Annotated in this window: 25 protein-coding genes; 14 read left to right on the top strand and 11 right to left on the bottom strand. The window is 53.9% G+C overall.

Annotated elements, in window-relative coordinates; translation table 11 throughout:
• Positions 1–27: 27 nt before the first annotated feature.
• Positions 28–876 (bottom strand): ModD protein, encoded by an 849-nt coding sequence (gene modD / locus K9G39_RS02885; RefSeq protein ID WP_292003428.1) that lies wholly within the window; start codon positions 874–876, stop codon positions 28–30.
• 608 nt (positions 877–1484) lie between these two features.
• Here modD and phoU point away from each other — a divergent pair.
• Together phoU and K9G39_RS02875 are read left to right on the top strand one after the other, a co-directional pair.
• A complete protein-coding gene (gene phoU, locus K9G39_RS02880) occupies positions 1485–2171 on the top strand; it encodes a phosphate signaling complex protein PhoU (RefSeq protein WP_292003427.1) in 687 nt (228 codons plus the stop codon).
• Between the two features lie 46 nt (positions 2172–2217).
• Complete coding sequence (locus K9G39_RS02875) at positions 2218–2658, top strand: arsenate reductase ArsC (protein WP_292003426.1); 441 nt, start codon at positions 2218–2220, stop codon at positions 2656–2658.
• A 76-nt stretch (positions 2659–2734) separates the two neighbouring features.
• On the opposite strand, the gene frr is transcribed toward K9G39_RS02875, so the two are convergent.
• Both frr and rpmE read right to left on the bottom strand, forming a co-directional pair.
• Positions 2735–3295, bottom strand: a complete 561-nt coding sequence (gene frr / locus K9G39_RS02870; RefSeq protein ID WP_292003425.1) for a ribosome recycling factor — start codon at positions 3293–3295, stop codon at positions 2735–2737.
• A 48-nt stretch (positions 3296–3343) separates the two neighbouring features.
• Positions 3344–3571, bottom strand: a complete 228-nt coding sequence (gene rpmE / locus K9G39_RS02865; RefSeq protein WP_292003424.1) for a 50S ribosomal protein L31 — start codon at positions 3569–3571, stop codon at positions 3344–3346.
• 105 nt (positions 3572–3676) lie between these two features.
• Here rpmE and recG point away from each other — a divergent pair, with 105 nt between their 5' ends.
• From recG to K9G39_RS02850, 3 genes are read left to right on the top strand one after another with little or no spacing between them, the layout of a single operon-like run.
• On the top strand, positions 3677–5797 hold the full coding sequence (gene recG, locus K9G39_RS02860) for an ATP-dependent DNA helicase RecG (RefSeq protein ID WP_292003423.1): 2121 nt from the start codon (positions 3677–3679) through the stop codon (positions 5795–5797).
• Positions 5798–5833: 36 nt separating this feature from the next.
• Entirely contained in the window at positions 5834–6790 is a 957-nt protein-coding gene (gene rsgA / locus K9G39_RS02855; RefSeq protein ID WP_292003422.1) for a ribosome small subunit-dependent GTPase A, read from the top strand.
• Positions 6791–6835: 45 nt separating this feature from the next.
• Entirely contained in the window at positions 6836–8209 is a 1374-nt protein-coding gene (locus K9G39_RS02850; protein ID WP_292003421.1) for an NAD-dependent succinate-semialdehyde dehydrogenase, read from the top strand.
• A 47-nt stretch (positions 8210–8256) separates the two neighbouring features.
• On the opposite strand, the gene K9G39_RS02845 is transcribed toward K9G39_RS02850, so the two are convergent.
• The 3 genes from K9G39_RS02845 to K9G39_RS02835 all read right to left on the bottom strand — a co-directional run bounded on the left by K9G39_RS02845 (position 8257) and on the right by K9G39_RS02835 (position 10817).
• A complete protein-coding gene (locus K9G39_RS02845) occupies positions 8257–9471 on the bottom strand; it encodes a transcriptional regulator (RefSeq protein ID WP_292003420.1) in 1215 nt (404 codons plus the stop codon).
• A 126-nt stretch (positions 9472–9597) separates the two neighbouring features.
• Entirely contained in the window at positions 9598–10359 is a 762-nt protein-coding gene (locus K9G39_RS02840; RefSeq protein ID WP_292003419.1) for a hypothetical protein, read from the bottom strand.
• Positions 10356–10817: a hypothetical protein gene (locus K9G39_RS02835; protein ID WP_292003418.1), complete on the bottom strand. Its 462-nt coding sequence runs from the start codon at positions 10815–10817 to the stop codon at positions 10356–10358. The genes K9G39_RS02840 and K9G39_RS02835 overlap by 4 nt, the downstream gene beginning before the upstream one ends.
• A gap of 200 nt (positions 10818–11017) precedes the next feature.
• On the opposite strand from K9G39_RS02835, the gene K9G39_RS02830 reads away from it, so the two are divergent.
• The 5 genes from K9G39_RS02830 to K9G39_RS02810 are packed head-to-tail and all read left to right on the top strand — an operon-like array spanning position 11018 to position 15066.
• Entirely contained in the window at positions 11018–11524 is a 507-nt protein-coding gene (locus K9G39_RS02830) for a low molecular weight protein-tyrosine-phosphatase (protein ID WP_292003417.1), read from the top strand.
• Positions 11517–12425 (top strand): diacylglycerol kinase family protein, encoded by a 909-nt coding sequence (locus tag K9G39_RS02825; RefSeq protein ID WP_292003416.1) that lies wholly within the window; start codon positions 11517–11519, stop codon positions 12423–12425. Before K9G39_RS02830 ends, K9G39_RS02825 begins: the two co-directional genes overlap by 8 nt.
• A 29-nt stretch (positions 12426–12454) precedes the next feature.
• Positions 12455–13711 (top strand): GlmU family protein, encoded by a 1257-nt coding sequence (locus K9G39_RS02820; protein WP_292003415.1) that lies wholly within the window; start codon positions 12455–12457, stop codon positions 13709–13711.
• A 21-nt stretch (positions 13712–13732) separates the two neighbouring features.
• Complete coding sequence (locus K9G39_RS02815) at positions 13733–14302, top strand: aminodeoxychorismate/anthranilate synthase component II (protein WP_292003414.1); 570 nt, start codon at positions 13733–13735, stop codon at positions 14300–14302.
• Positions 14303–14325: 23 nt separating this feature from the next.
• On the top strand, positions 14326–15066 hold the full coding sequence (locus K9G39_RS02810) for a TIGR00730 family Rossman fold protein (RefSeq protein WP_292003413.1): 741 nt from the start codon (positions 14326–14328) through the stop codon (positions 15064–15066).
• On the opposite strand, the gene K9G39_RS02805 is transcribed toward K9G39_RS02810, so the two are convergent.
• The gene (locus K9G39_RS02805) at positions 15063–15515 is read right to left on the bottom strand and encodes a heme-binding domain-containing protein (protein WP_292003412.1); all 453 of its coding nucleotides are present in this window, start codon (positions 15513–15515) and stop codon (positions 15063–15065) included. The two genes, K9G39_RS02810 and K9G39_RS02805, sit on opposite strands and share 4 nt — an antisense overlap.
• A 57-nt stretch (positions 15516–15572) precedes the next feature.
• Here K9G39_RS02805 and K9G39_RS02800 point away from each other — a divergent pair, with 57 nt between their 5' ends.
• The 3 genes from K9G39_RS02800 to ccsA are packed head-to-tail and all read left to right on the top strand — an operon-like array spanning position 15573 to position 17945.
• Entirely contained in the window at positions 15573–15905 is a 333-nt protein-coding gene (locus K9G39_RS02800) for a helix-turn-helix domain-containing protein (RefSeq protein ID WP_292003411.1), read from the top strand.
• A 10-nt stretch (positions 15906–15915) separates the two neighbouring features.
• Positions 15916–17148 carry a cytochrome c biogenesis protein ResB gene (locus K9G39_RS02795; RefSeq protein WP_292003410.1) on the top strand — a complete coding sequence of 411 codons (1233 nt, stop codon included), beginning with the start codon at positions 15916–15918 and terminating at the stop codon, positions 17146–17148.
• Positions 17145–17945, top strand: a complete 801-nt coding sequence (ccsA, locus tag K9G39_RS02790; RefSeq protein WP_292003409.1) for a cytochrome c biogenesis protein CcsA — start codon at positions 17145–17147, stop codon at positions 17943–17945. The genes K9G39_RS02795 and ccsA overlap by 4 nt, the downstream gene beginning before the upstream one ends.
• Before the next feature lie 23 nt (positions 17946–17968).
• Here the strand turns inward: ccsA and bshC are convergent, their stop codons facing one another.
• The 3 genes from bshC to K9G39_RS02775 all read right to left on the bottom strand — a co-directional run bounded on the left by bshC (position 17969) and on the right by K9G39_RS02775 (position 23303).
• A complete protein-coding gene (bshC, locus tag K9G39_RS02785) occupies positions 17969–19660 on the bottom strand; it encodes a bacillithiol biosynthesis cysteine-adding enzyme BshC (RefSeq protein ID WP_292003408.1) in 1692 nt (563 codons plus the stop codon).
• A gap of 4 nt (positions 19661–19664) precedes the next feature.
• Positions 19665–20441, bottom strand: coding sequence for a 5'/3'-nucleotidase SurE (surE, locus tag K9G39_RS02780; RefSeq protein ID WP_292003407.1), 777 nt, complete (start codon positions 20439–20441; stop codon positions 19665–19667).
• A 66-nt stretch (positions 20442–20507) separates the two neighbouring features.
• Positions 20508–23303, bottom strand: coding sequence for a BamA/TamA family outer membrane protein (locus K9G39_RS02775; RefSeq protein ID WP_292003406.1), 2796 nt, complete (start codon positions 23301–23303; stop codon positions 20508–20510).
• A gap of 100 nt (positions 23304–23403) precedes the next feature.
• Between K9G39_RS02775 and accD the strand changes: the two genes are divergently transcribed.
• The gene (accD, locus tag K9G39_RS02770; protein WP_292003405.1) at positions 23404–24243 is read left to right on the top strand and encodes an acetyl-CoA carboxylase, carboxyltransferase subunit beta; all 840 of its coding nucleotides are present in this window, start codon (positions 23404–23406) and stop codon (positions 24241–24243) included.
• Here the strand turns inward: accD and thyX are convergent.
• Complete coding sequence (gene thyX / locus K9G39_RS02765) at positions 24223–24903, bottom strand: FAD-dependent thymidylate synthase (protein ID WP_292003507.1); 681 nt, start codon at positions 24901–24903, stop codon at positions 24223–24225. The genes accD and thyX overlap by 21 nt on opposite strands.
• Between the last annotated feature and the right edge of the window lie 19 nt (positions 24904–24922).

Genomic DNA, 24922 nt, shown 5'->3' with positions numbered 1-24922 from the left:
CATGACGGAGTTCATCGGGATTGAAGGTTATGGTTCGATAATAACGGAAATGTCGGCAGGCTTGCCGAAATAGACCGACGAGAGCACGAGGATATCCACGCCGGTACCGGCGTAAGGCGCGGCATTCCCGGCATCGATGCCACCCGCCGCCGAAAGCTTCACGCCGGGGAACTTCCGGTGTATTTCGTCTGCCAGTATTGCGAGTTCCTCGACAGCCATCTTGTCCACCTGTACCACGTCGGCTCCGGCCGCTGCGATTTTCAGCGCCTCTTCGGCAGTATCGGCTTCTACGATGACCTTGTTTTCCGGTGCGCGCGCTTTCAGGGGAGCAAGCTGGTCGAGAAACCTTTCCAATCCCCCGAGGAAGGCCGTATGCTGACGGAACACGAGGATGGTTTCCGAAAGTCCCAGACGGTGGGGAAGCGCGCCTCCGGCCATGATGGCCTTGATGGCCACCTTTTTCGTCCCGGGGAACGACTTCCGGGTGGTGACCACCGAAATGCCGGGATTGGCGGAGCGTGCGGCCTGTACCACTTTTTTGGTGCGCGTTGCAATGCCCGAAGCGTACTCCAGGAGGTTCAGGGCTACCTTCCATCCCGCGTGCAGGCTCGCCGCACTGCCCGATGCGGCCAGAAAAGTCGTCCCGGTTTCCACTGCCGTTCCGCTCGGCAGAATCGACAGCACCGTGGCGCCGCACATCTCCAGTACCCTTGCGGCCTCCTCGGTACACGAGAGCACGGTGTGATGCCGGCTCGCAAAGGTAATGGTTCCCGGCCCTCCGCCGATGCCGAGCAGGGTGGTTGTGAGGTCGCCGTACGGCACATCCTCCTCGATAAAGCGTTCGATATCCGGATCCGGCAGTTGGTACAGTATCATGGTTCTCTTTATTCGTTATAGCATCGCCGCTATTCCGATCAGCAAAAAAAGAGAGGATTTTCTTGTCGGAAGGCGAAAGATGACGGTTTTTACTTCCGGTGGCATACGGGATGCTCTCTGGTTCAGCTATCGGTTTGTTTTTTTTGTTAGGTCGATTTAATTATGTTATTGGTGGGTATAATATAGTGTTTTTTTAGTTAAATCAATCATTAAGCCTAATAAATTAAGATTTACTGGTTCGTATGAACGACGTTATCTTACATATATGTTGAAAAGCTTTTGACCCCGTTATCCGAATCAGCGTTGTGCGGCGGTTGTTCCCGTTATAGAAAAGACAATATAACGAATAGAGGCTGGAACCGGAAATTCCCACTCTCCGGCCGGCCTCCTCAGCTCCGCTTCTCCAGCCTGACGGCTTTGGCCGGGGCAGTGCTTTCCAGTGGCGCATTTAACAATTCCTTAACCCGGGCGTAACGATTCCTCAATATTCCGCTGCATATCTTGCAATGCAGGTGTAATTATGCAGGTACCGGTGCTCCGCAAGGTTGTTCCTGCTCTCGCGAAAACGCAGCTTTTTCCTTTCAGCAAACATTTTAACGACTGCAATCATGGCTGAACGACCTGTTCACGAACACATCAGGGATCTGTCGGATTCTCTTGTGGCGTTATCCGGAAGCGTACTCCGGAATTTCAAGCTCGCCATCGAGGCTCTGCAATCGCTCGACAAGGATAAGGCCCTGCAGGTCAAGAGTGCCGACGGGGAAATCGACGATTCCGAAATTCAGCTTGAATCGCAGTGTCTCTCCTTTCTTGCCCTTCAGCAGCCTGTGGCCAAAGATCTCAGAACGATTGTAGCCATCATGAAAATCAACGACAACCTCGAACGAATAGGCGATCTGTCGGTACATGTCGCAGAGAGACTGCCGGATATCGGTTCCGTTCTGGAGCGCGCCTTCGATTTCGGCTCCATGGGCATGAAGGCCGGCGAGATGGTGAAAAAAGCCGTCGACGCCTTTGCGCTCAGAGATCATGGGTTGGCCATGCAGATCGACGAACTTGAAGAGGAGATTGACCTCATGCACCGGGTGATTTTCAAAAAAGCCATGGCCTCGATGAAGGAGCCCGCTGCGGATATCGATCAGCTTATTGCCGTTCTGAGCATATCCCGTTATCTGGAGCGCATAGCCGACCACGCCGTGAAAATAGCCCGCGAGGTTGTGTATCTGGTAACAGGAGAGAGTGCGCGTCAAAAGGACAACTCCTATGAAAAGCTGCTGGATTCGCTCAGGAATTGAACGGTTTCTTTGCGGCCATTCGTCATCCAAATCATTATTACCATCAATGGAAAAGAAAAAAAACGTGCTTTTTCTCTGCACCGGCAATTCGGCTCGAAGCCAGATGGCCGAAGGGTTGCTCCGCCATATTGCCGGCGACCGTTTCGAGGCGATGAGCGCCGGACTCGAGCCGAAAGATGAAGTGCATCCCATTGCCGTCGAGGTCATGCGGGAAATCGGGATCGATATCGGCGGCCAGAAACCAAAAGCCGTTGACGCCTATCTCGGCAAGGTGCCCGTGCACTACCTCATCGTCGTATGCAACAGGGCACAGGCGACCTGTCCCCGCATCTGGCCCGGCCTTATGGAGGGCAACCGGCATTACTGGCCGCTCGACGATCCGGCTGCACTGCAGGGTAGCGCTGACGAACAGCTTGCCCTGTTCCGCAGCGTGCGCGACGAACTGCAGGAGAAGCTTCGGGAGTGGGTGAACGGGCTGGCGGTGTAGGCTCCGGAAGGTTTTCCCGAAAACAGAAAAAGCCGGGGGTTCCGGCTTTTTCCTGCAATGACGTGGATCGATCTTCTCAGACCTCCATGATCTCCTTCTCTTTCTGCGCGATCAGGTCGGAGAGCTGTTTTTCGAATTTGTGCAGGAGGTCGTCGGCCTCTTTTTTGCCGCGGTTTTTGTCGTCCTCGCTGATGGCTTTATCCTTCTCCAGCTTCTCGATCTCGTGAATCATGTCGCGGCGCAGGTTCCGGAGCGACACCTTCGAATCCTCTCCGAATTTCTTGGTGAGCTTCACGAACTCCTTTCTTCTCTCTTCGGTAAGCGGGGGAATGGATACCCTGATGTTCTGGCCGTCGGCCGAAGGGTTCAGGCCCAGGTTGGCGTCGCGGATAGCCCGCTCGGTGGCCGATACCATCGACTTGTCCCAGACCTGCACGATAAGGGTGTGTACATCCATAACGCCGATGTTGCCGACCTGTTTGAGAGGCATCAGCTGGCCGTAAGCTTCAACCTTTACCCGGTCGAGCAGCGTCGTCGTGGCTTTTCCTGTACGGATCGAAGCGATTTCATGCTGAAACGCCTCGATGGTTTTCTTCATTTTCGGCTCAATCTTCTGTGCGACCTCTTTTACTTTCATGGCGGTTTCCGATAGGTTTATACAGATTGCTTGGAAGAGCTGATACCCTTATTGAGCCTTGGCCTGTGCTGCAGTTGATTTTGCGAACCGTTTGTTGAAGCGTTCGACGCGGCCGGCCGTATCGACGAGCATCTGCTTGCCGGTGTAGAACGGATGGCAGTTGTTGCAGATGTCAACCTTGATGGTATTGCGGGTTGAACGGGTTTCAAAAGCGTTGCCGCAGTTGGCGCAGTTGGCTGTAACTTTCGTATACTTTGGGTGAATATCCTTTTTCATGTGATTTCTGTGCTTTCTCGTGCAGAAAATTGATGTGGCCTGCTGATAAAAAATAATAAGGCTGCTAATATACAAGAAATCCCATCGAGATACAACAGCTTTCCTATGGCCGTCTTCTCACCATTAACCAGCCTGAAGGGGGTCGGACCGAAGCGCGCGGCAATCCTCGAAGCGGAAGGTATCCAGACGCCCCAGGATCTGTTCGACTATTTTCCCCGCCGCTATCTTGACCGCAGCACCATCAGAAAAATCGGTGAACTCCGCGACGGCGAATCGGTGACGGTTGCCGGTACGGTTCTGCAGGCGCGTATTGAAGGCAGCGGGTCCGGCAGGAGCCGCTTCAGGGCGGTGCTCGATGACGGCACCGGCTCCGTGGAGCTGACATGGTTCAGGGGGGTGCGGTACTTCGCTTCGGGTATCGCTCCCGGCGACGCGCTTGCCGTACACGGAAAAGCGGGGTTTTTCGGAGGCCGGCGCCAGATGCAGCATCCTGATTTCGAGCACCTCGGCGTAACTGCCGCCGAAGGGTTGCTCCAGGGGCATACCGATTATGAACTGTTCCATACCGGAAGGATCATACCTCTCTATTCCACCAGCGCGGCCATGAAGCAGGGGGGCCTGAACTCACGTCAGCTGCGCACCATCGTTGCCGCAGCTTTCGAGCGCTTCACGCTCGGCAGTGAGGAGAATCTCACGCCCGATATCGTCCGTATGCACGACCTGCTGCCGCTTTCCGAAGCCTACCGTGAGATGCATTTTCCCTCTTCGCATGAACGGCTCGAGGCAGCGCGAACGCGCATGAAATGGACCGAGCTGTTCTACACCCAGCTGCTGTTCGCGCTTCGCCGCAAAGAGCTTGAAAAGAACCGCAGCGCCCCCGCGCTTACCCATTCGGGAGAGATTACCCGACGGTTTTATGCCGGTCTTCCCTTTACCCTGACCGGAGCCCAGAAGGAGGTGATCAGGGAGATCTACCGTGACCTGAGAAGCGCCCGCCCCATGAACCGGCTGCTGCAGGGCGATGTGGGGTCGGGCAAAACGCTGGTGGCCATGTTTTCCATGGCGCTGGCCGCCGATAACGGCCTGCAGTCGGCATTCATGGCGCCGACGGAAATTCTTGCCGTCCAGCACTATCTGTCGCTGAAGCGCTGGCTCTCTCCGCTCGGCATCGATGTCGCGCTGCTTGCCGGCCGTCAGCCGAAGCGGGCAAGGGAGACCGTGCTGGCCGGCCTTGAAAGCGGTTCGGTGACGGTTGCGGTGGGTACGCACGCCATGATCGAAAAAGCCGTTTCGTTTTCACGCCTCGGTCTGGTGATCATCGACGAGCAGCACCGGTTCGGCGTCCTGCAGCGCAAAGCCCTGCAGGAAAAGGCTGCGAGTCCGCACGTGCTGCTCATGACGGCTACCCCGATTCCGAGAACCCTCACCATGGCGGGGTTCGGCGATCTCGATCTCTCCGTTATCGATACCATGCCGGAAGGGAGAGTGCCCGTGAAAACGTCGCTTGTTCCCGAAAACGCCAAAAAACGGGTCTACGAAGCGCTTCGGCGCGAGGTGGAATCGGGACGGCAGGCCTATATTGTCTATCCGCTTGTCGAGGAGTCGGAAAAAATCGATCTGCGCTCCGCCGTGGAAAGCTACGAGGAGCTCTCGGCCACCGTGCTCGCCGGTCTGCGCCTCGGCCTCATTCACGGCCAGATGTCGCCCGAGCTCAAGGAGTCGGTCATGGACCGGTTCAGAGCCGGCGATCTCGATGTGCTGGTCGGCACGACGGTGATCGAGGTGGGCGTCGATGTGCCCAACGCCACAGTGATGGTGATCGAGCATGCCGAACGGTTCGGTCTTGCGCAGCTCCATCAGCTCCGCGGAAGGGTCGGGCGCGGCAGGCATGCTTCGGGCTGTTTTCTGGTTCATGCGCCGCTTTCCGGTGAAGCCTCCGAGCGGCTCGGCGCCATGGCCGCGACATCCGACGGATTCCGGATTTCGGAAATCGATGCCGGAATCAGGGGTGCCGGCAACGTGCTCGGCAGGGAGCAGGCCGGTATGGTGAGCGGTCTGAAGATAGCCGATCCGCTTCTTGACGCATTGCTCATGCAGTCGGCACGCAAGGCGGCTTTTGCGCTTGCATCCGAAGATCCCGAACTGGAAAAGCGCGAACACGTTATGATCAGAAGCTGTTATTTGCGTCATTATCATGACCGTTCCACGCTTGCCGACATCGGATGAGCGACAACACGGAGAAGGTTAACACGTTATTCAGGCATGAAAGAAAAAAAAACAAATGAGCTATATTGCACTGGCAGGGTAACGGGAACGTCCGGTGCGGCATATATGGTGACGACTCCGGAGGGCAGGGTATTGCGATGCAGAACCTTTCCGGGAACGCAGAGCGCCAACCCCGATTCCTCGCTGGCTGCCGTCGGCGATGAGGTGGAAGTACAGCTTACCCTGAGCGGAACCGAAGCCCTGGAGGGCATTATCATGCAGGTGCAGCCGAGAAAAAGCGCCCTCATACGCAGAAGGGATCCCCGCCGCAACCGGAGCCGTGAAAAACAGCAGGTGATAGCGGCCAATATCGAGCTGCTGGTGCCGGTCGTTTCGGCCTACGAACCACCGCTCTCGACCCGTCTTATCGATCGGTATCTGGTGTTTGCCGAATCCGAACAGCTTCCGGTGCTGCTGGTGGTCAACAAAATGGATCTCGACAGGGACGCCGGGGTACTCAGGATGATGGAGGTCTACCAGGCTCTCGGCTACCCGGTCTGCTACGTCAGCGTTTACGACAAAACCGGTATCGGGGAGCTTGTCGAGGCACTTGAAGGCAGAATTTCAGCATTCAGCGGCCATTCCGGAGTAGGGAAGTCAACCATTATCAACCTGTTGACCGGCGTACGGCTGAAAACCTCCAGAACCAGCTGGAAGAGCGGCAAGGGCGTGCATACGACAAGCAATGCTACAATGCTTCCTCTTCCTGGAGGCGGCTATGTCATCGACACTCCTGGTATCAGGGAGTTCAGTCTGGCAGATATTACGAGGAGCAATCTCAGGTTTTACTTCAGGGAGTTTCTCAAGGTGATGCAGGAGTGTGCCTTTACGTCGTGTTCTCATACCGTCGAACCGGACTGTGCGGTCAGGAGGGCGGTCGAGGAGGGCTCGATCGACGCAGGAAGGTACGAAAGTTACCTGGCGCTTTTCGATGCTCTTGACGACGGTATCTGAGTACCGGCATTTTAACCTTATCATATAAATACGCTACAGAAATTTATGATTGTAACCATCAATCCGGCAACCGAAGAGGTGCTTGCCGAATATCCGGCAATGTCGCAGAGCGACATCGAAGGGGTTCTTGACGAGGCATACCGCGATTTCGCCGACTGGCGCCGCATCGCAATGCACGAGCGCTCGCGCTTCATGCTGCGTGCCGCCGCCCTGCTGCGCGAGCGGAAGGCGGAGTATGGAGCCCTTGTGGCCCGCGAAATGGGAAAGCCCCTGGCTCAGGCGGTGGCGGAAATCGAGAAATCCGCATGGGTATGCGACTTTTACGCCGCGAATGCCGAAGGGTATCTGAAGTCCGAAGAAATCGATATGGACGGTGCAAAAGGCATGGTGGTTTTCGAGCCTCTCGGCCTGGTGCTGGGGGTAATGCCCTGGAACTTTCCCTTCTGGCAGGTTTTCCGGTTTGCCGTACCTGCCCTGATGGCCGGCAACGGAGCCATCGTCAAGCACGCTCCCAATGTTACCGGTTGCGCAATCGCCATCGAGAGCGTTTTCCGTGACGCCGGTTTTCCCGAAAACATCTATCGTACCCTGCACATCGCACTGCAGGATGTGGATACGCTGACCGGCGCCGTTATCGCTCACCCGTCCGTACAGGCGGTTTCGGTAACGGGAAGCACTGCCGCAGGCCGGGCGGTGGCCACAAGGGCCGGCCGGGAGCTGAAGCGCAGCGTGATGGAGCTTGGTGGAAACGATCCCTACATCGTGCTTGAAGACGCTGATCTTGAAAAAGCCGTTACGGCCTGTGCCGCCGCCCGTCTTCTGAACAGCGGCCAGAGCTGCATTGCCGCAAAGCGCTTTATCGTGCACCGTTCGGTCAGGCGACGCTTCGAGGAGCTTCTTCTTGTGAGGATGCTCGGCGCCAGAACCGGGGACCCCTTCGATCCCGTAACCGAAGTGGGACCCATTGCAAGAGCCGATCTCCGCATGGAGCTCCACCGTCAGGTCTCCCGGAGCGTCACGCAGGGAGCCACGCTGCTCTGTGGCGGCACTCTGCCGGAAGGGAAAGGATATTTTTATCCGCCCACCATTCTCAGCGACGTCATAAAAGGTATGGCGGCTTACGGGGAAGAGACCTTCGGGCCGGTAGCGACGGTTATTGAAGCCGCAACCGACGATGAAGCAGTCGCCATAGCCAACGACAGCGAGTACGGTCTCGGTTCAGCGGTATTCTCGGCTGATCCAGCCCGCGCCCTTGCGGTCGCTTCAAGGCTCGAAACCGGAAACTGCTTTATCAACGCGATGGTTAAATCCGATCCTCGCCTGCCTTTCGGGGGGGTCAAGCACTCCGGCTACGGTCGTGAGCTTTCCAGCTATGGAATCAGGGAATTTACCAATATCAGGAGCCTGTACTTCGGTTGAATTACAGGCTCACCTGCGCTTTTATCCTGCCGGCAGGGTTTCCGGTATTAAAAGGTGGCAGCCAGGTCCGAAAGGTAGGTCTTGATCGACTGGTGCTTTCCAAGTCCCAGTTTTTTATGCATGCGGTAACGGATGCTTTCCATGCCCCTGGTTGAAATTCCAACAGAACGGGCAATTTCCCTGGTATCGTAATTGAGTTTTACCAGAAGGCTGATGCGAAGTTCCCGCTGGTTGAGATGCGGGTGCTTTTTCTGCAGCTTGGAAAGGAAAACAGAATCCGATTCAGTAAGCTCGATATTGAGCCGTTTCTCTATGGTTTCCGTTTCGATAAGGCTCAGGCAGGAATCGGTCATCTGCCTTTTCTGGTCCTGATCGATATCGAGGGCGTAAATCTGGTCGAGAAGATTGCGTAATGCTGTTGTTTTTTCTGCGATAGCCGTTGATACCCGTGTAAGTTCCATATCCTGGTTGGCGATCCGCGATTTCAGCTCGCCTATCTCTTTTTCGCTCTCCCTTGCCTGTTTTTTGTTGAGTTCAATCTGAGCGTTAAGCTTTATAACCGCATCGGTTATTTTCTGCTCGTAATCCTGTTTCAGTTGTTCGAGTTCCATTTCTTTTTCTTTTTCTTTTTCCCGGAGATCGGTCTGCATAGCTTCTATTGCTTTAAAAAACGTGTAGTAGTTATCGTCAAAAGGGGGCACTGAGATATGCTCGTCGAACATATCAAACCAGGACATTCTAACCAGATAGGCAAGAAAGTTCCTTTTCATTATTGCGGCATGACTTTCGGCAGGAGGTTCCGGAAGATTACCCTTCTCGTACTCCATAATCGCATCCAGTGCCTGCTGGCGGTTTTCGGTAACAAGTACACGGAGCCCGTCGGGAACGACGGCGGCGAAGGATTCCACAAGAATACTTACAGACTGCTGTACATGGTAAAAAACAATCAGCTTGAACTGTGGGTTCCGGTTGTAGAGGAGTTTGGTGATGGACTTCTTGTAGGTATACGATACATCGTTTACGTGAGCGAAATCCCAGAGACAGTAAACCGGTTCGTCGGTCAGGCCTGACTCCTGCAGCGCGGTATCGAAAAGCTCTATGTCCATGGAGTCGAGCGTAATATCATGACGTGCTTCGATAGAGCTTTGAATGATATTTCGGCCGATGAGCTTGATATGTTTTGTAAAACCCGCCTGTAAATGGTCGCTTTTCCAGTGTTTTTGCTCGGAATCCGGTAGAACTGCAATAATCTCTTTACTCATAAAGTGTAACTTCTTCACGGCTTAAGTGTGTTATGACGTGATAACGCAAGTAATATCGTGAATTATTTTGAAGTATTCAATTGTTTATCGCGTTTATTTTAAAAAATACACTGCCAATTGTAATTTTTATTGGAGGCCGGTCAGGTAGGCCTTGATTGACTGGTTTTTTCCAAGGCCGAGTTTCGTATGCAGGCGGTACCGTATGCTTTCCATCCCTCTTGTTGAGGTGGCGTAGAGCCGGGCAATGGATTTTGTGGTGTGATTTTTTCGCACAAGCAGACAGATTTTCATTTCATTTTCGGTGAGAGCCGGGTGCAGGCGTCGCAGCAGTTTGACAAAGCGCGAGTCTTCAGCGGTAAGTTTAATGTCCGCAATGGTAGCAATCTTTTCTCTGCCTGCCGGACTGTGGCAAAAATTCTCAAGAAGGTCGTCCCGGCCTAGTGCAGATAACCGGCAGCAGAGCTCCCGGGAGGTAAGGTTTTTTTTCTCCTCAACGCTTTTCAGTCGTTGCAGTTCTTCGCCACGAAGCTGTATTTCGGTATTGAGCCTCATCACCCGCCGTTCATGCTCCTTTGCGTTTCCCGTATGCAGGGATATCTGGCGCTGCAGCCTGCTGAGGGTGTCACTTCGTCTCCGCTCGCACTCCTCCTGCAGCTTTTTTTTCTTTTTTCTGAAGACAGCCTCCTTTGCGACCATGTCTTTGCGGAACTCTTCGACGGCAAGAAAATACGGGTAGAACTCATGATCGGCGGCAGGGGGATGAACCTGCTGGTTGAGGATATGGAGCAGGGAGATCCTGGTCATGGATGCAAGCAGTTCTTTTTTCAGTTCAGTCGATCCGGATGACGGATTTTCCTCTGCCGTGATCCAGCTTTTTCTTTTCTTCATGTCCATTTCTTCATGTCCATGATTTTTTCTACAGCTTCCCGGTAACTTCCTGTGCTGGTCATGCATACGTTTTCAGGAGCTATCAGACAGAAGCGGTCAAGACCGTTTCGTATTTCATTGCGTACATTGTACAGGACGATCACCCGGATGTTTCTTCCCCAGTTGAATACGAAATTCAGGAAATTCTTGCTGTAGAGGTATCCTATGTTCGTTACTTTTTCGAAATTGACGATAAGGTAGAGCGGAATTTCTGTCAGTTTGAGATCTTTGAGAATAGTCATAAACCGGCGAGAGTCTATTCCTGCCAGCGAGATTTCCGGTTTTGAGGAGCGGTGTACAAAATGGATGATGTCGTCGCCTATAAGGTTGAACACGGTTATGTAATCGTTTTCGGGATGTGGCGCTACCCACTCAGGTTTTTCCCTCACCGGCAGACGTGATACGGGACAACGTTTCATAAAGGTTTTTGTTTGAATTATCCGGATTAAATATATCCTTTATTTCTCGTGTATGCAGCCTTGGCCGTATTATCTGATGCATTAATGTGCACACTGTGATGTGTTTATCCGGTCGCCGGCTTCCCTTGCAGTAAAAATAGTTATTTTTTTACGCAGAGGCAGTATTATGCAGTGAATATTTTTCTAAGAAGTTGAATGGCATGGTAAATATGGTGTTGAACATTCTTTTTGTATGCTATGAAAATATCTGCCGTTCTCCCATGGCGGAAGGGGTGTTTCGCTGGTATGCCCTCACCGAAGGGCTTGCGCACTGTATTACGGTGGCTTCCGCCGGCACCCGCTCCTATCAGCGGGGATCATTTCCAGATGAACGTGCCGTAGCTGCGGCATCTGGTTTCGGGATAGATATTTCACCGATCAGGGCTCGCTGTATTGATGAACTCGATCTCGGCCAGTTCGACTGGATATTCGTGATGGACCATGAGAATTACGAGGATGTCGGCCTGATAACGGGATTTGCCGGAAGACCGCAAGTGCGTCTCGTCATGTCGTTCGTGCCCGGTCGCCATAACGAGGAGATTGCGGACCCCTACTACGGAACCGAACGGGATTTCAGGAGGGTAATGGACGATCTGTTTCTGGCCTCATCCCATATTCTTCCTGCTCTTGCGGAGCTTCACCGTTTTCCGGAGGCCGCCGATGCCTGAGCGATACCGTTACACCTTCATTTTCAATCCCGAGGCCGACAAAGGCCGGGCCGTGCGACATGAACCGTGGCTTCGAAGCAGGGTTTCCTGCCTTAAGGGCGCATCTCTTATGACAACAGCCTACGCCGGCCATGCCGGCGAAATCGCCCGCGATGCAAGCCTTGAAAGCGACTGTCTCGTTGCCTGCGGAGGTGATGGAACGTTACATGAAGTGGTCAATGCCGTTGCATGCAGCGATATTGCTGTCGCGGTATTGCCTATCGGTTCGGCGAACGATTTCGCCAAGACGCTCGGCAGCAGCGGAAATACCCGGGCCGCCCTGCAGGATTGCCTTGCAGGCAGGCAGCGAAAAGTAGATCTCGGCCATGTTGTTTTCAACTGCGACGACCGGCGTTTTTTTGTAAACTCTCTCGGACTGGGGCTGACCGGAAGAATTGCCGGAACCGTCAAGCGCACGACCTGGCTGAAAGGCGAGCTCAGCTATGTCCATGCGCTTTTCAGCGTCCTTGTAGGTTATGCGCCGCTAAAAATGCATATTAAAATTACTGCTCCCGATGCCGTTTTTGAAATGCATGAGCCTGTTTTCGCATTTTCCGTCTCGAACGGCAAAATCGAGGGAGGCAGGTTCCGTATCGCTCCCGATGCGGATCCGGCAGACGGGCTGCTTGATGTCTGTATTCTGAAATCCATTCCGAAACTTGCGTTTTTCAGGTATGTGATAATGTATCTTCGCGGCAGCCAGATTCGGGACCCGAAGGTGGTATACTGCAAGGCGAGTTCAATAGAAATAATCATGGCGGAACCTGAGATTATGCACATGGATGGAGAGGTTTTCGAGAGCCGGCCGGGACGTATCACCATATCGGTAGTTCCCGCCGCACTCACGGTTGTCTCTTCTTAAGCGAATAATCCGATAGTCACGATAAAACGATGCAGTACCTGGTTTTTGAAGATGAGAAGGTTTCACGCATGAAACCTCTGGTTAATCTCAAACCCGTTTACGGGCTCTACACCGGGTTTCGTTCCCTTGCCGATAAACTTGAAGACGCAACCGCCGGCGCGGTGCGGCTGACATGGCACCTGCGAGCCTACCTCACGGCCTTTTACGGTGAACAGCACCCGGAAAGAATCCTTAACAGAATCGACGGAGAGGAGCTTTTTCTCATCAACGGCCGCCTGGTCTGTGACGAAGCTGCCGCTGAAATCATCATCGATGCAGCTCTTGATCCCGGTTGTGCTCTTATGCAGGGCGACAATCTCCTTTTCGCCCGCCTGCACCCCACCCGGTTTCCGGGATTATGCAGAGACCAATTGACTGACCTGCTCGATACGGACCTGCTCGCGGAGTGTCTCTCGGTACAGCAGGTAGAGGGGTTTCGGGTTGTTGACAATCTCTGGGATGTCATTGCTTTTCATGCCGATGAGATGGTGCAGGATGGCAGAACTCTTGAAACAGGCGTCTTGGCAGGTGACATCCATCCGTCTGCGGTTATCGTGAACCGTTCGAATATTTACGTCGCACCGGGAGCTGTAGTGAAAGCCGGCGCAGTACTCGATGCGGATGACGGCTTCATCGGCATCGGAAGCGGGGCGGTCGTCGAATCACACGCGCTCCTGATGAACAACGTTTTTCTGGCTCCCTGGGCAAAGGTCAAGGCTGCGGCCAGAGTATACAGCAATGTGTTTGTCGGCACGGCCTCGAAAGTTGGTGGCGAGGTTGAAGACTCTCTTGTCGAACCGTTTGCGAACAAGCAGCATGACGGTTTTCTTGGCCATTCCTATATTTCTTCCTGGTGCAATCTTGGTGCGGGCACCAATACTTCCGACCTGAAAAATAACTATAGCAGCGTCAAGCTGCTTATGGAAGGACGGGAAGTTTCTACCGGGCTGCAGTTTCTCGGTCTTCTGATGGGAGATCATGCGAAATGTTCGATCAACTCGATGTTCAACACCGGTACCATTGTAGGCACTGCGGCGAATGTTTTCGGCGGGGGATTTCCGCCCAAAGAGGTGTATCCATTTACCTGGGGGAGCGCTGCCGGAGGATTTGAACCCTATATGATCGACAAGGCGGTTGAAACAGCCCGTAAGGTTATGGAGCGTCGCCAGGTCGTTATGAGCTCCGCTTATGAAGAGATGTTTCGTTTTATCGCCGGCAGTGAACAGGGCCGGAAAATTTTTCTATAACCGAATAACGTTTGCTTCCGCATGATTCTCGTCATAGATAATTATGATTCGTTCACCTATAATCTGGTCCAGTACATTGGGGAATCCGGTGCCGATGTTGAAGTATTCAGAAACGACGAGATAAGCGTCGAGGAGATCATAAGACGTGCCCCCGATAAAATTGTCATTTCTCCCGGACCGGGGACTCCCGACGACGCAGGGGTATCGGTTCCGCTTATCCGGGAGCTTCAGGGAAGAATTCCTCTTCTCGGGGTTTGTCTCGGTCATCAGTCCATCGGAGCTGCACTCGGCGGCAGGGTCATCAGGGCAGCCCGAATCATGCACGGTAAAACCTCGATGGTTCATCATGACGATACCGGTATATTCAGAGGGGTTCTGAATCCTTTTATAGCTACAAGGTATCATTCACTCATCGTTGAACGGGAAACACTTCCCGCGGCGCTCAGGGTGAGAGCCTGGACGGACGACGGCACCATTATGGGTATGGATTCCGTTGAGCTGTGTCTTTACGGGGTGCAGTTTCATCCCGAATCGATCATGACCGGCGAGGGAAAGAAGATTATAAAAAACTTTCTGGAACTGCACTCTTAGCCTACATTTATAAGCGGAAGTCCATGAAGAAGCCGATTTCATCAGGCCCCCCCTGGCGCGATAAAATATCCGGTGATCCACTGCCGGTTAAGGCGGTTTCCGGCCGGGATACCGATTTCATGGTCGACGGCTGGCGGGTATTCAAAATTATGGCGGAATTTGTCAGCGGTTTTGAAACCATGTCCGAAACCGGACCTGCTGTTACGGTTTTCGGTTCGACAAGGGTGGAGCCAGGCAGCAGCGGATATGCACTCGCCAGGAAGGCCGGCGCCCTGCTTGCTCGCGAAGGGTTTTCCGTGATTACCGGAGGAGGGCCGGGAGTAATGGAGGCCGCCAACAGGGGAGCCCAGGAAGCCGGAGGGATTTCGATAGGGTTCAATATACGCCTGCCCAACCAGCAGGAGCCCAACCGGTATATCGACAACGGGCGGCTGGTCACTTTTCAGTATTTTTTTGTCCGGAAGGTCATGTTTCTCAAATACTCCCAGGCATTCGTCGCTCTTCCGGGAGGTTTCGGCACGCTTGACGAAGTTTCCGAGGCGATAACCCTGATCCAGACCGGAAAAAGCGCCCGTTTTCCGGTAATCCTCATAGGCAGAGCCTACTGGAACGGGTTTTACGGGTGGGTACGCGAAACCATGTGCGGTGAGCATGGTTATATCGACGCATCCGATCTTGATTTTATTTATCTTGAAGACGACCTTGACCGGGTGGTGCCGATAATCAGAAGTTTTTATCCCGAAGGGTACTCCCTGAATTTTTAAATCCCTTGCGCTGTTTCTCTGTCGTACGTGTCAATCCAGTTCAACAGCATGGTACTTTCAGCGGCACTCATTCTTGATTGCGGGTGCAGCGTATAGTAGAGTCGTTGATGACCTATGCCTTCAATAACGGTTCTTCTGATAGCACGCATCCGGTGAGCTGAAGCCGTAGGATCGGCGTGGTCCCACTCTGAAAAATTCAGCGCATTGCGTCCCCAGGAAACCCTTGCGGCAGCCGCCCATGATAAAGGAGCAATATATGCCGGAAGGCTCCATTCTGTCCGGAAAGAATGGCAGTCAAAACAGGACTTTTTGAGAATGTCAGCAATCTCTTCCGGCGCTCTTACCGGCACTTTTTCCGGAGGGTTGACCCGGTTGAGCGGAATGAACTGAACGATCATGAGGCCGATTACCAGCCGGCTTGCAGCTTTTTTAAAGGGATACGAAGACATCGAGTAGAAGTGTTTTCAGGAATTTTTTTTTCCTTAATCGTTTAACCGGTAACTATAGTGATATTTCCCTGTGAAAAAGCGGTTTGGTATTATCTTCCGCAGATCCGTGCCGATTTGGCCATAGAACTGGTCAAAACCGGCATGACGCAGTCTCAGGCAGCAAAAAAACTCGGAGTGACTCCGGCAGCCGTTTCGCAGTATATTCATAAAAAGCGTGGTCTGCAATTGCCCAGAACCAAGCTCTACCGTCAGGAAATCAAGGCCGCTGTCAAGAAGATATGTGACGACGCATCGGTCGATGAGCTCCATTTCATTGTCTGCAAGTGCTGCCAGCTTCTGAAAAAGGAGGGTGAAACCGCAGCTGCATCTGAAGAACGTCAGTGTTCATAAAGAATAAGTTATGAGTAAAGTTTCCTGTGGATGGTTTGAGGATTTCGGGAGTTTCCGTTTGTCGTCGATCGTTACGCTTCTGGTTATAGCTGCTGGATTCATAATCCAGTACCTTGCAGGGGGAGAGGGAGTGCCTGTGCTCTCCTGGCCGCTGAATGCTGTGTTTATTGCTGTATTTTTCGTACTGCTTTTTCTTTTGGGTGTCGCTTTCAGGAACAATCCCTTTGTTGTCTGGCTTGGTGGCATTCCGCTTGGCCTCTCACTTATTTTCGGGATTGCCTTTCTTTCCCTGCTCGGTGGCGTGATTCCCCAGGGAGGTGTCAGTGGCGATATGCTGTCTGGCAGGTTGGGCGTAAACCGGATTTTTTCCGGATGGCCTTTTCTTCTGACGGTGTTTCTGTTTCTCTCCAATCTCGGCCTGGCGGTTGTCTGGAAAACCATTCCATTCAGGCTTTCGAACCTGCAGTTCATGCTTTTTCACGGAGGGTTCTGGATCGCTCTGGCTTCCGGACTTGCCGGAGCGCCCGACCTGCAGCGCCTGATCATTCCCGTTTATGAAGGGCGCCAGAACAGCCGGGCCTATATTCCTCAGGAGAACCGCATGGTGCAGCTCCCCTTTTCCGTCTATCTCGACGATTTTTCCATTGAAGAGTACAGCCCCCAGCTGGTGCTCTACGATCCGCAGTCCGACAGGGTCATACCCGGAAAGCCAGCAAGCGGGGTCGAGGTTGGTAAAGGGTACAGGGCCGTATGGCCTGGCTTCGAAGTGAGGGTGCTCGACTACCTGCAGCATGCCCTTCCGGACAGCAGAGGCAATCCCCGTGCGGCGGACCCTGAAAACGGCATTCCTTACGCCAGGGTCAGGATCAGCGCTGATGGAAAAAGCGTCGATCGGTGGCTGAACACCGGAAGTCCCTCCATCCGGCCGGGAGTGGTGCAGCTCGACCGCTATTTTCTGGTCATGTTTCCCGGTACGCCGAAAGTATTCCGTTCGGGAGTGGTGCTCAGCGGCAGCCGGGGCAATAAACCGGCAGTACTCGAGGTCAACAAGCCGGTGGAGTACGATGGATGGAAACTTTACCAGATGGGTTATGACGAAAAGGCGGGACGGTGGTCGCAGCTCAGCCTCATTGAAGCGGTAAGAGACCCCTGGCTTCCTGTCGTTTACTGCGGATTTTTCATGATCATGGCAGGCAACGCCATGTTTTTCTGGAAGGGAATGAAACGCGGGGGGGTTGTATGACACTTGTCGATTTTCCTCTGGTTGCCATGGCTGCAATGGCTTGCTGGGCGGGCGGTTCCCTCCTTCGCTTTCCGACGCGTCGTTTTCCGGTACTGCGCATTTCTTCCTATCTCATCATGATTGCCGGAACGTTGCTGCTTGGATGGTTTATTGCCGCTTACTGGATTGCCCTGGAGCGCCCGCCCCTCCGGACCCTTGGCGAGACAAGGCTGTGGTATGCCGCTCTTATTCCTGTCGTGGGATTTCTTGTGGAATACCGCTGGAAAGTCGGCTGGCTGAAATACTACTGCATGACGCTTGCCGCATTTTTTCTCGTTATCAACCTTGCCTCGCCCGACGTATTCGACAAGGCTCTTATGCCTGCTCTGCAGAGCGTATGGTTTGTTCCCCATGTGGTTGTCTATCTTGTCGGCTACGTGCTGCTTGCGGCCTCCTCGGCCGCCGCATGGCACAACATTTTCACCGGGTTCCGATCGCAAACCGACCGTCAGGGCTTCTCGCTGTCGCACTATCTTGCCTTGCTGGGTTTTGTCCTGCTTACCTTTGGCCTCGTGTTCGGTGCGCTCTGGGCCAAAGAGGCCTGGGGGCACTACTGGACCTGGGATCCGAAAGAGACCTGGGCTTTCATATCGTGGCTGGCATATCTTGGCTATCTGCACCTTTCAGCCAACAAGACCGGCCCAGGGAAGCTGCAGTGGTATCTGGCTATCTCTTTTCTCGTGCTGCTGGTCTGCTGGTTCGGCGTGAACTACATGCCTTCGGCGCAGAACAGTGTACACAGTTATCAGCCGAATTAACGGTTCCGGCGCGAGCCTGAAGCCTACAGCTCAACGATAAGATGGGCTTCTGTCGAATGTCCCGCAAGCAGGTTTTTCAGGGTATCGATCAGCTCCATGCCATATTTGTCGAGATAATAGAAGATGTTGATCAGCCGCTCCTGGGGTATGCCCTCCGGGAAAAAAGCGGTTTCGGTTTTCAGTATCTGCTCGAGCAGTGCCTCGTTTTTTCTCCGTCCTGCCTTACGGGTTTTCTGCTCGATCACTTCAACAATTTTGACGGCCTGCTGGATCGATGCGGCAAGGACCGGTTCAAGCGTCGGGTCGATTTTCGCAAGAGCAGGGCCTAGAACCTGAAGCGCTTTTTCCATATCAGTTCTGCTTCTGGCGAATAACCCGTTGATTTCGGAATTTTCTCCCACACCTTCCGCGTTGTGTTTCAGTGCCTGCAGGTCGTTGAAGACGGCGTGATATATCTGTTTTCTCGAAAAGCCAGGTCGCCCGGAAACCCGCAACAGCTTGTCCATGATCCGGCTGAATTTGGGTTCTACCAGCGTAAAACTTCCTCTCGGTATGATAAACGGCATGCTTATGCCGAAGTGTTCGTAGTTCCTGCGGAACTGAGCCAGATAGCTGATCTCTCCAGGTCCGGCGATGGATGCGAATGCCGGCAGTACCGTGTCCTGTACAACAGGGCGCAGTACAACATTCGGGCTGAATCGTTCCGGATGATCCTCCGAGAGTTCGAGCATCTGGTGGCGCGAAAGCCGTATGTTGTCCGGAGTGATGACGAAGAGGTTCTCTTCCGGATACTCGATTTTCTGTCGCTGGCCGAGGTGGTTGATATGGAAGAGGTTTACCGATCTCGGTTTCGATTGGGCACTGTAGCCGAGATTTTCCAGCGTCGAGCTTTGTGCGATAACATTGTAGGACGATGCGGGACAGGTTGCAAGCTCCCGCTGGAACACCGGTAGGGAAAGCTTCTTGAAATCGGCGTCCTGGCTCGACAGCAGAAGGAGCGGCTGGTTCCTGAAGAGTTGCATCATGATCTGGGCAAAACTCATCTCGAGCGTATTGCCCGGAAAACAGTTTTCCCGGAGAATGCCGGCGATAGCCGGTTTTGAAGGAGAGTCCGGGAGGCCTTCAAGAAAGTTTTCGACGATCTGGCGGATATCCTCGCCGAAACACGATGCGGCCACCATCTGGTCGGGCAGCCGTTTAAAGGGTTCAGGCCTGAAATGCCTGACGCCGCCCTGCAGGTATGCCGCCGCATGGGCAGACTCTTCATAGTCGTGATCCTCCCCTTCGATCCAGAATACCGGCACAAAGTCATACTCGGGAAAGAGCGATTTCTGCTGTTCGGCAAATACCACGGCGGTCAGTGCCTTGTAGACGGTGTAGGCTGGCCCAGTGAACAAGCCTGGCTGCTGTCCCGTAACCACGGCCATGCAGCGCGGCGAGCGCAGCTTTTCGATCTCCTTCAGGTGCAGCTCGGTGCATCCATACCGGATATTCTGTCGGCGGAGTATCTCCACCAGCAGGCTCCGGTCGAAGCTTCTCGATTCGAGCAGATTGAGCTGGCGGTAGTAGTCGGCCTCTTTGAGATAGTCGAGGTGGAAGCACGAGGCGATCAGGCGGTTTCGTTCCTCACCCTCGGTGGTATAGTCTTTGAAAAGCGGAGGGAACCCCTTTTTCGGGGTCAGGATTGTCCGGTAGTCAAGTAGAAAAGTGTTCACCCGTTTATTTTTGCAGGTTCCATTGGTTCAGGCTGTCAAGAAAAGACGTATTGGTCAGGTCGCAGGAGAGCGGTGTCACCGATACATAGTTCCGGCGGACGGCGTACTCGTCGTGGAGCAGGGAGGTGTCGAGCAGCTTCAGGGTGCCGTTAAGCCAGTAGTAGGGGTTGCCGTACATGTCGTTGCGTTCTATGGCGTCCTCTTCCCAGCGGGAGCTGCCCTGCCGGGTGACCAGAATTCCCGCTATGTCGGCTTCGGGAAGGTTGGGAATGTTGACCGACAGAATGGTATCCGGAGGCAGCCCCTCCTGCAGCACTTTTCGGGCAAGTTTCCGGGCGAACTTTCCAGCATAGGTGAAATCGGCATGCTCGTAGGTGGTCAGCGAAAACGCCAGCGAGGCGATGCCCTGTATGGCACCTTCGCGCGCGGCGGCGACGGTTCCCGAATAGAGCGTGTTGGTTGCCGTGTTGCTGCCGTAGTTGATGCCCGAAACGATCAGATCGGGTTTTCCGTCGAGAATGTGGCTGAGAGCGACCTTGATGCAGTCCACCGGGGTTCCCGATACCGTATAACCGAAAAACCGGTTGTTTTTCGCATACTTTTTTATCCGGAGCGGGATGCCCAGAGTCATGGCGTGACTCTTGCCGCTGTGTGGTTCGGCGGGTGCAACGACCGTGACCCGCCCTATTTTTTTCATCGAAGCAGCCAGCACATGAAGGCCTTCGCCTTCAATGCCGTCGTCATTGCAGACCAGGATATGCGGTTTTTTCAGCTCATTCACAAAACTGATCCGGTTTGTTCACAAAAGCCCCTTTCGCAGGGCTGGCGTAAAATTAAGAAAGTTCGCCTAAAAATCATGTCCAAGACTGAAATACCACACGGTGTCCAAAAATCTCAGCGAGGATGGTTCAGTGTCCTCCTCCTCCTGGAGAAAAGCAAACGCTTTCGATACGATCAGTCTGGCTGGTCCGACGGGCGTATCCCAGACCAGTCCTGTCCCGATGCCGTGAATGAGTCTTGCAAGCGACATGTCGCTTCTCTGCCTCCATGCATTGCCGGTATTGTAGAAGAGCAGGAATGACGCGGGAAAGATTACCTCGAATGGAGGCTTGTAGCTGAACTGCACACCAGCCAGCGCCATATTGCTGCCGATAAGATCGTTCTCTTTCAGGCCGACGAATCTTCTGCTGTAGCTGTTCCCTGTGCCGCCCAGAAAGAACTGCTCGGAAAGGGGCAGGTAGTTGCTGCTTATGCCTGCAGCAGCCGAGAGCTGCAGGGTCGTATGTTTTCCAAGCGGTATGTTCTCTTCATGCAGTCCGGTAATTTGCCAGAAAAGTGCATCGTTGTCGAGCACAGCCGGAGTTGCCATGTAGCTGAGATGGGAATAGCGGCCTGAAGTGGGGATCTGCGCGCTGTTGCGTGAGTCGATGGTCAGCGACGTTCCCACGGAGAGGAGGTTTCTGTTATCGGTGGCAAGCGCAGCCTGTTCCGGTCCGGTTTCGTGATAAGACTGCGCATTCTGCAGGGTGACGTCCAGCGAGAATCGTCCGTTTTTTCTGATTCTTGTGCCGAACGCCCCAGTAATGCCGTATCGCTGGATGCCATACGTCGAGACATTTTCATAAGAGTAACCGCTGAGTTCTTTTGAAAAAAGCAGCTCCCTTGCATCGAATTCGTGCTGGTCGAAAAAGAGTTTCGAGAAAAGGGTGAAGTGCGACGAACCGATGCGGGGTATGGTGTACTCGATATTCGCTACGCTGTTGTTCTGGCCGGCTTTGATCCACCCTCCGAGAGAAGCCGTGGTTCCTCCGAGATTTTCGTTTCTGAAGTCGAGCAGAAACTGGGCATTGCTGGTTTCGTCGTAGCGGACTCCGAGCCTGAGTACCGACGATGGCTTTTCGACAAGCGAGAAGGTCAGGGTTTTTTCCCGGTTGTTTTCCAGAGAGGAGGGTTTTTCGGCAGCCACAGACACCCGGTTGAAAATGCCGGTTTCATAGAGATTTTCGGCTGATTCTTCGGCTTTTTCAAGCCGTACGGTTTTTGTCGTATCGATTTTGATCTCCCTTCTGATGGGGGTCAGGCCCGTCACGTTCCTGTTCTGGACGATTTCGATGTTTTTTACTTTGCCGGAAGACATACCGATGAAGAGGGTATCTCCGGAAACGGCGATGGTTTCCGGTTCCACCAGGCTGTACCCTCTGCTCCGGTAGAGGCGAACCAGATCCTCGATAGCCGCCGTTCCCGCGCTGTTGGTGTACAGGCTGTTGATGACTGGTCTGAAACAGCTTTCGATCTCTCCTGACTGGAGCTTTTCATCAGGGCCGCCCGATACCACCAAATGCCCTATCCGGGGAAGCGGAGAGAGATGAAAGACCACGGTTTTCCTGCCGGCGTCGATGGTTGCATATACCGAGGTGAACAGATCGGTTTCAAGCAGTTCCCGGAGTGTTCGCGGCAGCGACTGCCCGTTGCGCACGATTCCGGATACGATTCCTCGGTGTTCCGGGCTCATTGCTCTGTTTGTATCGATTCTGAACGATTTCGAGAAACCGCCGATTCGGATCTCCCGCTTCGGAGTGGTTTCGATGCCTCTTCGGATCGTTCCGGCCAGCACCTTGCCTTTGGAGTAACCGGTACGGACAAGTTCAGAGATATCGGAAAAATCGGTGGCGCTGTGCTCGCTCAGATCCGGAGCGATGACGATATCGGCCTTTTCGAGCTGTGCGGGGTACTGTAGCCCTGTCAGAATGGTTATGGCCTGATCTGCTGCTTTCCATGGCATATCCAGGTCGCCACTTTTCGAATACATACTACCGTGGGTATCTACAGCGATTTTATAGGATGCGTTGAAATAATCAAGTTCATCGACAGGCAGGTTGGCCACAAGTCCCCCGTCGACAAGCTGATAGCCGTCGCGTTCAATCGGTTCGAAAAGCACAGGTACTGTGCTGCTTGCTCTCATGGCTTCCGAGAGGGAGCCTGAAACCAGTGAAATACGTTTTCCCGAAAGCAGATCGGTGGAGACGGCCCTGAACTGCACGGGCAGGGTGCTGAAATCCTCCCAGCCATGATATAGGGCGTTGAGTACCAGCAGGTCGAGTGTTCCTGTGAGCGCCTGCGCGGAACTCAGCGATTTCGGCACCAGCAGTTTCAGCTTCTCGAACCGGATTGCTATGGTCGAACGGTCGCGAATTCTCTGCTGTTCGAGAAAGGATCCGGAGCGCGGCGACTCCTCCCTGATGGCAAGAATGGACTGCCAGGGCAGGGTGCCGGCAATTTCTTCGAGCTCGTCAGGACTGTAGCCGCAGCTGTAGAGGCCGCCGATAATGGCGCCCATGCTCGTTCCCGCAATATAATCCACCGGAACGTCCTCCTCTTCGAGGGCCTTGAGTATGCCGATTTGAGCTATGCCGTTTGCGCCACCGCCTGAAAAGGCTATGCCCACGGTTTTGCGTGCCGGTCTCATAAACGGCATGATGGCGTAGCGCCTTAAAGGCATGGAGAGCGTATCAGGGTAGACTACGGAGGTCGGAACCGCTGCCAGTGGGGCATACTGGAGTGGAAGCAGCATGAGTCCCGCCAGCAAAATTCCTGCGGCCCTGCATACTCCGGATAAGAGCGATGGTCGTTTCTTCCTCTTCATGGCGCGGTTCCCGGTCACTCTTTCCGGGTTATTTTTGAGTTCTGCCAGTGACTTCATATCTTTAGGTCTAATGTATAACCTTTAGTACTAATTAAGAAAGATGGTCTGGTTCAAACGGGTAAAGCCTTCGATACGTACGACCGACAAACTCGACATGCCCGAGGGGCTCTGGTGGAAGTGCGAGGATTGCGGTGCGATGATTCATAAAAAACAGCTCGAAGACCATGTCTACACCTGTTCGGAATGCGGATACCATTTCAGGATTTCGCCATACCGCTATTTTTCCATTCTTTTCGACAATGAGAACTATCAGGAGTTCGGTGATGGCCTGCGCTCGGCCGATCCTCTTGGTTTTACCGATACCAAGAAATACACAGACCGGGTTCACGACATCATTGAAAAGACCGGCAAGACCGAAGCTTGCCGGAACGCCTGGGGGGATTCCGGAGGGAAGCCACTGGTGATATCGGCCATGGACTTCGGATTCATCGGGGGTTCGATGGGCTCGGTTGTGGGCGAGAAGATTGCCCGTGCCGTCGACAAGGCCATCGAGCTGAAGGCTCCGCTGCTGGTGATTTCACAATCGGGAGGGGCGCGCATGATGGAGGGCGCCTTCAGTCTCATGCAGATGGCCAAGACTGCTGCACGCCTGACCCTGCTCGGCGAAAAAAGGTTGCCCTACATTTCGCTGATGACCGACCCAACCATGGGCGGCATTACGGCATCCTTCGCCATGCTCGGCGATATCAACCTGAGTGAGCCCAAGGCGCTGATCGGCTTTGCCGGGCCGAGGGTCATCAGGGACACCATCAAAAGGGATCTGCCTGAAGGCTTCCAGCGCGCAGAGTTTCTTCTCGATCACGGTTTCCTCGACGCCATCGTTCACCGCAAGGAGCTGAAAAATCAGATCGTGCGCCTTTCAGGCATGCTCTCCGCCTGAGGTCTCAGGTACGCTCCATCCAAGCGCTTCGGCCGTAACCGGAAACTGGGCGGAGAAAATGGTTTTGATCTCTTCGGCGATATCGCGGTGCTCTTTCTGCGTACTGATGTCTGTGCGCACCTCGATGTAGTGAATCCAGCTCCGCACCGACCCCTTCATATACAGCTTTGTCCGGGTGCCCAGAGGCAGCAGCACCCTTGCGCACTCCTTGGCGATGCCCTTTTCGAGGGCCTCGTTGTACACCTCCATCGATATGCGGGAAATGTTCTCCTGAGCCTCGTCGAACCAGGCCGCAGTCCCCTCGTCGAGATCGTCCAGCGAGTTCTGCCGGTTCTTGCTGTCCTGCCTTCGCGGACGGTATTTCTCGATGGCCTGCGCTTTGGCGTAACGCTGGCTGAACTCCTGGAACTGGAAGCTTCTGTGGCGCAGAATCTGCGGGGCGATGGCTCTCGACGTAACGATTTCGACGGTCATGTCGGCCATTTCGAAAATGCTCCAGTGCCGGTTGGCGATACAGTAAGCCAGCAGTTTCCCGAAATCGAGGTTTTCCTGATGGGGGCTCGAAACCCTTGCGCAGTAAGCCATGAGGCCTTCAGCGGTGAGGGGCCGGTCTTCAATGGCGAAACACGGAGTGGTTACCGATATGAGACGGACCTGCATAGTCATCTGTGGTTTGGTT

Source organism: Chlorobium sp. (assembly GCF_021740465.1).
Taxonomy (GTDB): Bacteria; Bacteroidota; Chlorobiia; order Chlorobiales; family Chlorobiaceae; genus Chlorobium.
The sequence above is the reverse complement of the archived record's forward strand: the minus strand, read 5'-3'. Positions and strand labels throughout refer to the sequence as shown.

Bases quoted from the DNA above. Each gene is read 5' to 3' on its own strand.
- modD (WP_292003428.1), bottom strand. From the start codon at position 876: ATGATACTGTACCAACTGCCGGATCCGGATATCGAACGCTTTATCGAG.
- phoU (WP_292003427.1), top strand. From the start codon at position 1,485: ATGGCTGAACGACCTGTTCACGAACACATCAGGGATCTGTCGGATTCT.
- K9G39_RS02875 (WP_292003426.1), top strand. From the start codon at position 2,218: ATGGAAAAGAAAAAAAACGTGCTTTTTCTCTGCACCGGCAATTCGGCT.
- frr (WP_292003425.1), bottom strand. From the start codon at position 3,295: ATGAAAGTAAAAGAGGTCGCACAGAAGATTGAGCCGAAAATGAAGAAA.
- rpmE (WP_292003424.1), bottom strand. From the start codon at position 3,571: ATGAAAAAGGATATTCACCCAAAGTATACGAAAGTTACAGCCAACTGC.
- recG (WP_292003423.1), top strand. From the start codon at position 3,677: ATGGCCGTCTTCTCACCATTAACCAGCCTGAAGGGGGTCGGACCGAAG.
- rsgA (WP_292003422.1), top strand. From the start codon at position 5,834: ATGAAAGAAAAAAAAACAAATGAGCTATATTGCACTGGCAGGGTAACG.
- K9G39_RS02850 (WP_292003421.1), top strand. From the start codon at position 6,836: ATGATTGTAACCATCAATCCGGCAACCGAAGAGGTGCTTGCCGAATAT.
- K9G39_RS02845 (WP_292003420.1), bottom strand. From the start codon at position 9,471: ATGAGTAAAGAGATTATTGCAGTTCTACCGGATTCCGAGCAAAAACAC.
- K9G39_RS02840 (WP_292003419.1), bottom strand. From the start codon at position 10,359: ATGAAGAAAAGAAAAAGCTGGATCACGGCAGAGGAAAATCCGTCATCC.
- K9G39_RS02835 (WP_292003418.1), bottom strand. From the start codon at position 10,817: ATGAAACGTTGTCCCGTATCACGTCTGCCGGTGAGGGAAAAACCTGAG.
- K9G39_RS02830 (WP_292003417.1), top strand. From the start codon at position 11,018: ATGGTAAATATGGTGTTGAACATTCTTTTTGTATGCTATGAAAATATC.
- K9G39_RS02825 (WP_292003416.1), top strand. From the start codon at position 11,517: ATGCCTGAGCGATACCGTTACACCTTCATTTTCAATCCCGAGGCCGAC.
- K9G39_RS02820 (WP_292003415.1), top strand. From the start codon at position 12,455: ATGCAGTACCTGGTTTTTGAAGATGAGAAGGTTTCACGCATGAAACCT.
- K9G39_RS02815 (WP_292003414.1), top strand. From the start codon at position 13,733: ATGATTCTCGTCATAGATAATTATGATTCGTTCACCTATAATCTGGTC.
- K9G39_RS02810 (WP_292003413.1), top strand. From the start codon at position 14,326: ATGAAGAAGCCGATTTCATCAGGCCCCCCCTGGCGCGATAAAATATCC.
- K9G39_RS02805 (WP_292003412.1), bottom strand. From the start codon at position 15,515: ATGTCTTCGTATCCCTTTAAAAAAGCTGCAAGCCGGCTGGTAATCGGC.
- K9G39_RS02795 (WP_292003410.1), top strand. From the start codon at position 15,916: ATGAGTAAAGTTTCCTGTGGATGGTTTGAGGATTTCGGGAGTTTCCGT.
- ccsA (WP_292003409.1), top strand. From the start codon at position 17,145: ATGACACTTGTCGATTTTCCTCTGGTTGCCATGGCTGCAATGGCTTGC.
- K9G39_RS02775 (WP_292003406.1), bottom strand. From the start codon at position 23,303: ATGAAGAGGAAGAAACGACCATCGCTCTTATCCGGAGTATGCAGGGCC.
- accD (WP_292003405.1), top strand. From the start codon at position 23,404: ATGGTCTGGTTCAAACGGGTAAAGCCTTCGATACGTACGACCGACAAA.
- thyX (WP_292003507.1), bottom strand. From the start codon at position 24,903: ATGCAGGTCCGTCTCATATCGGTAACCACTCCGTGTTTCGCCATTGAA.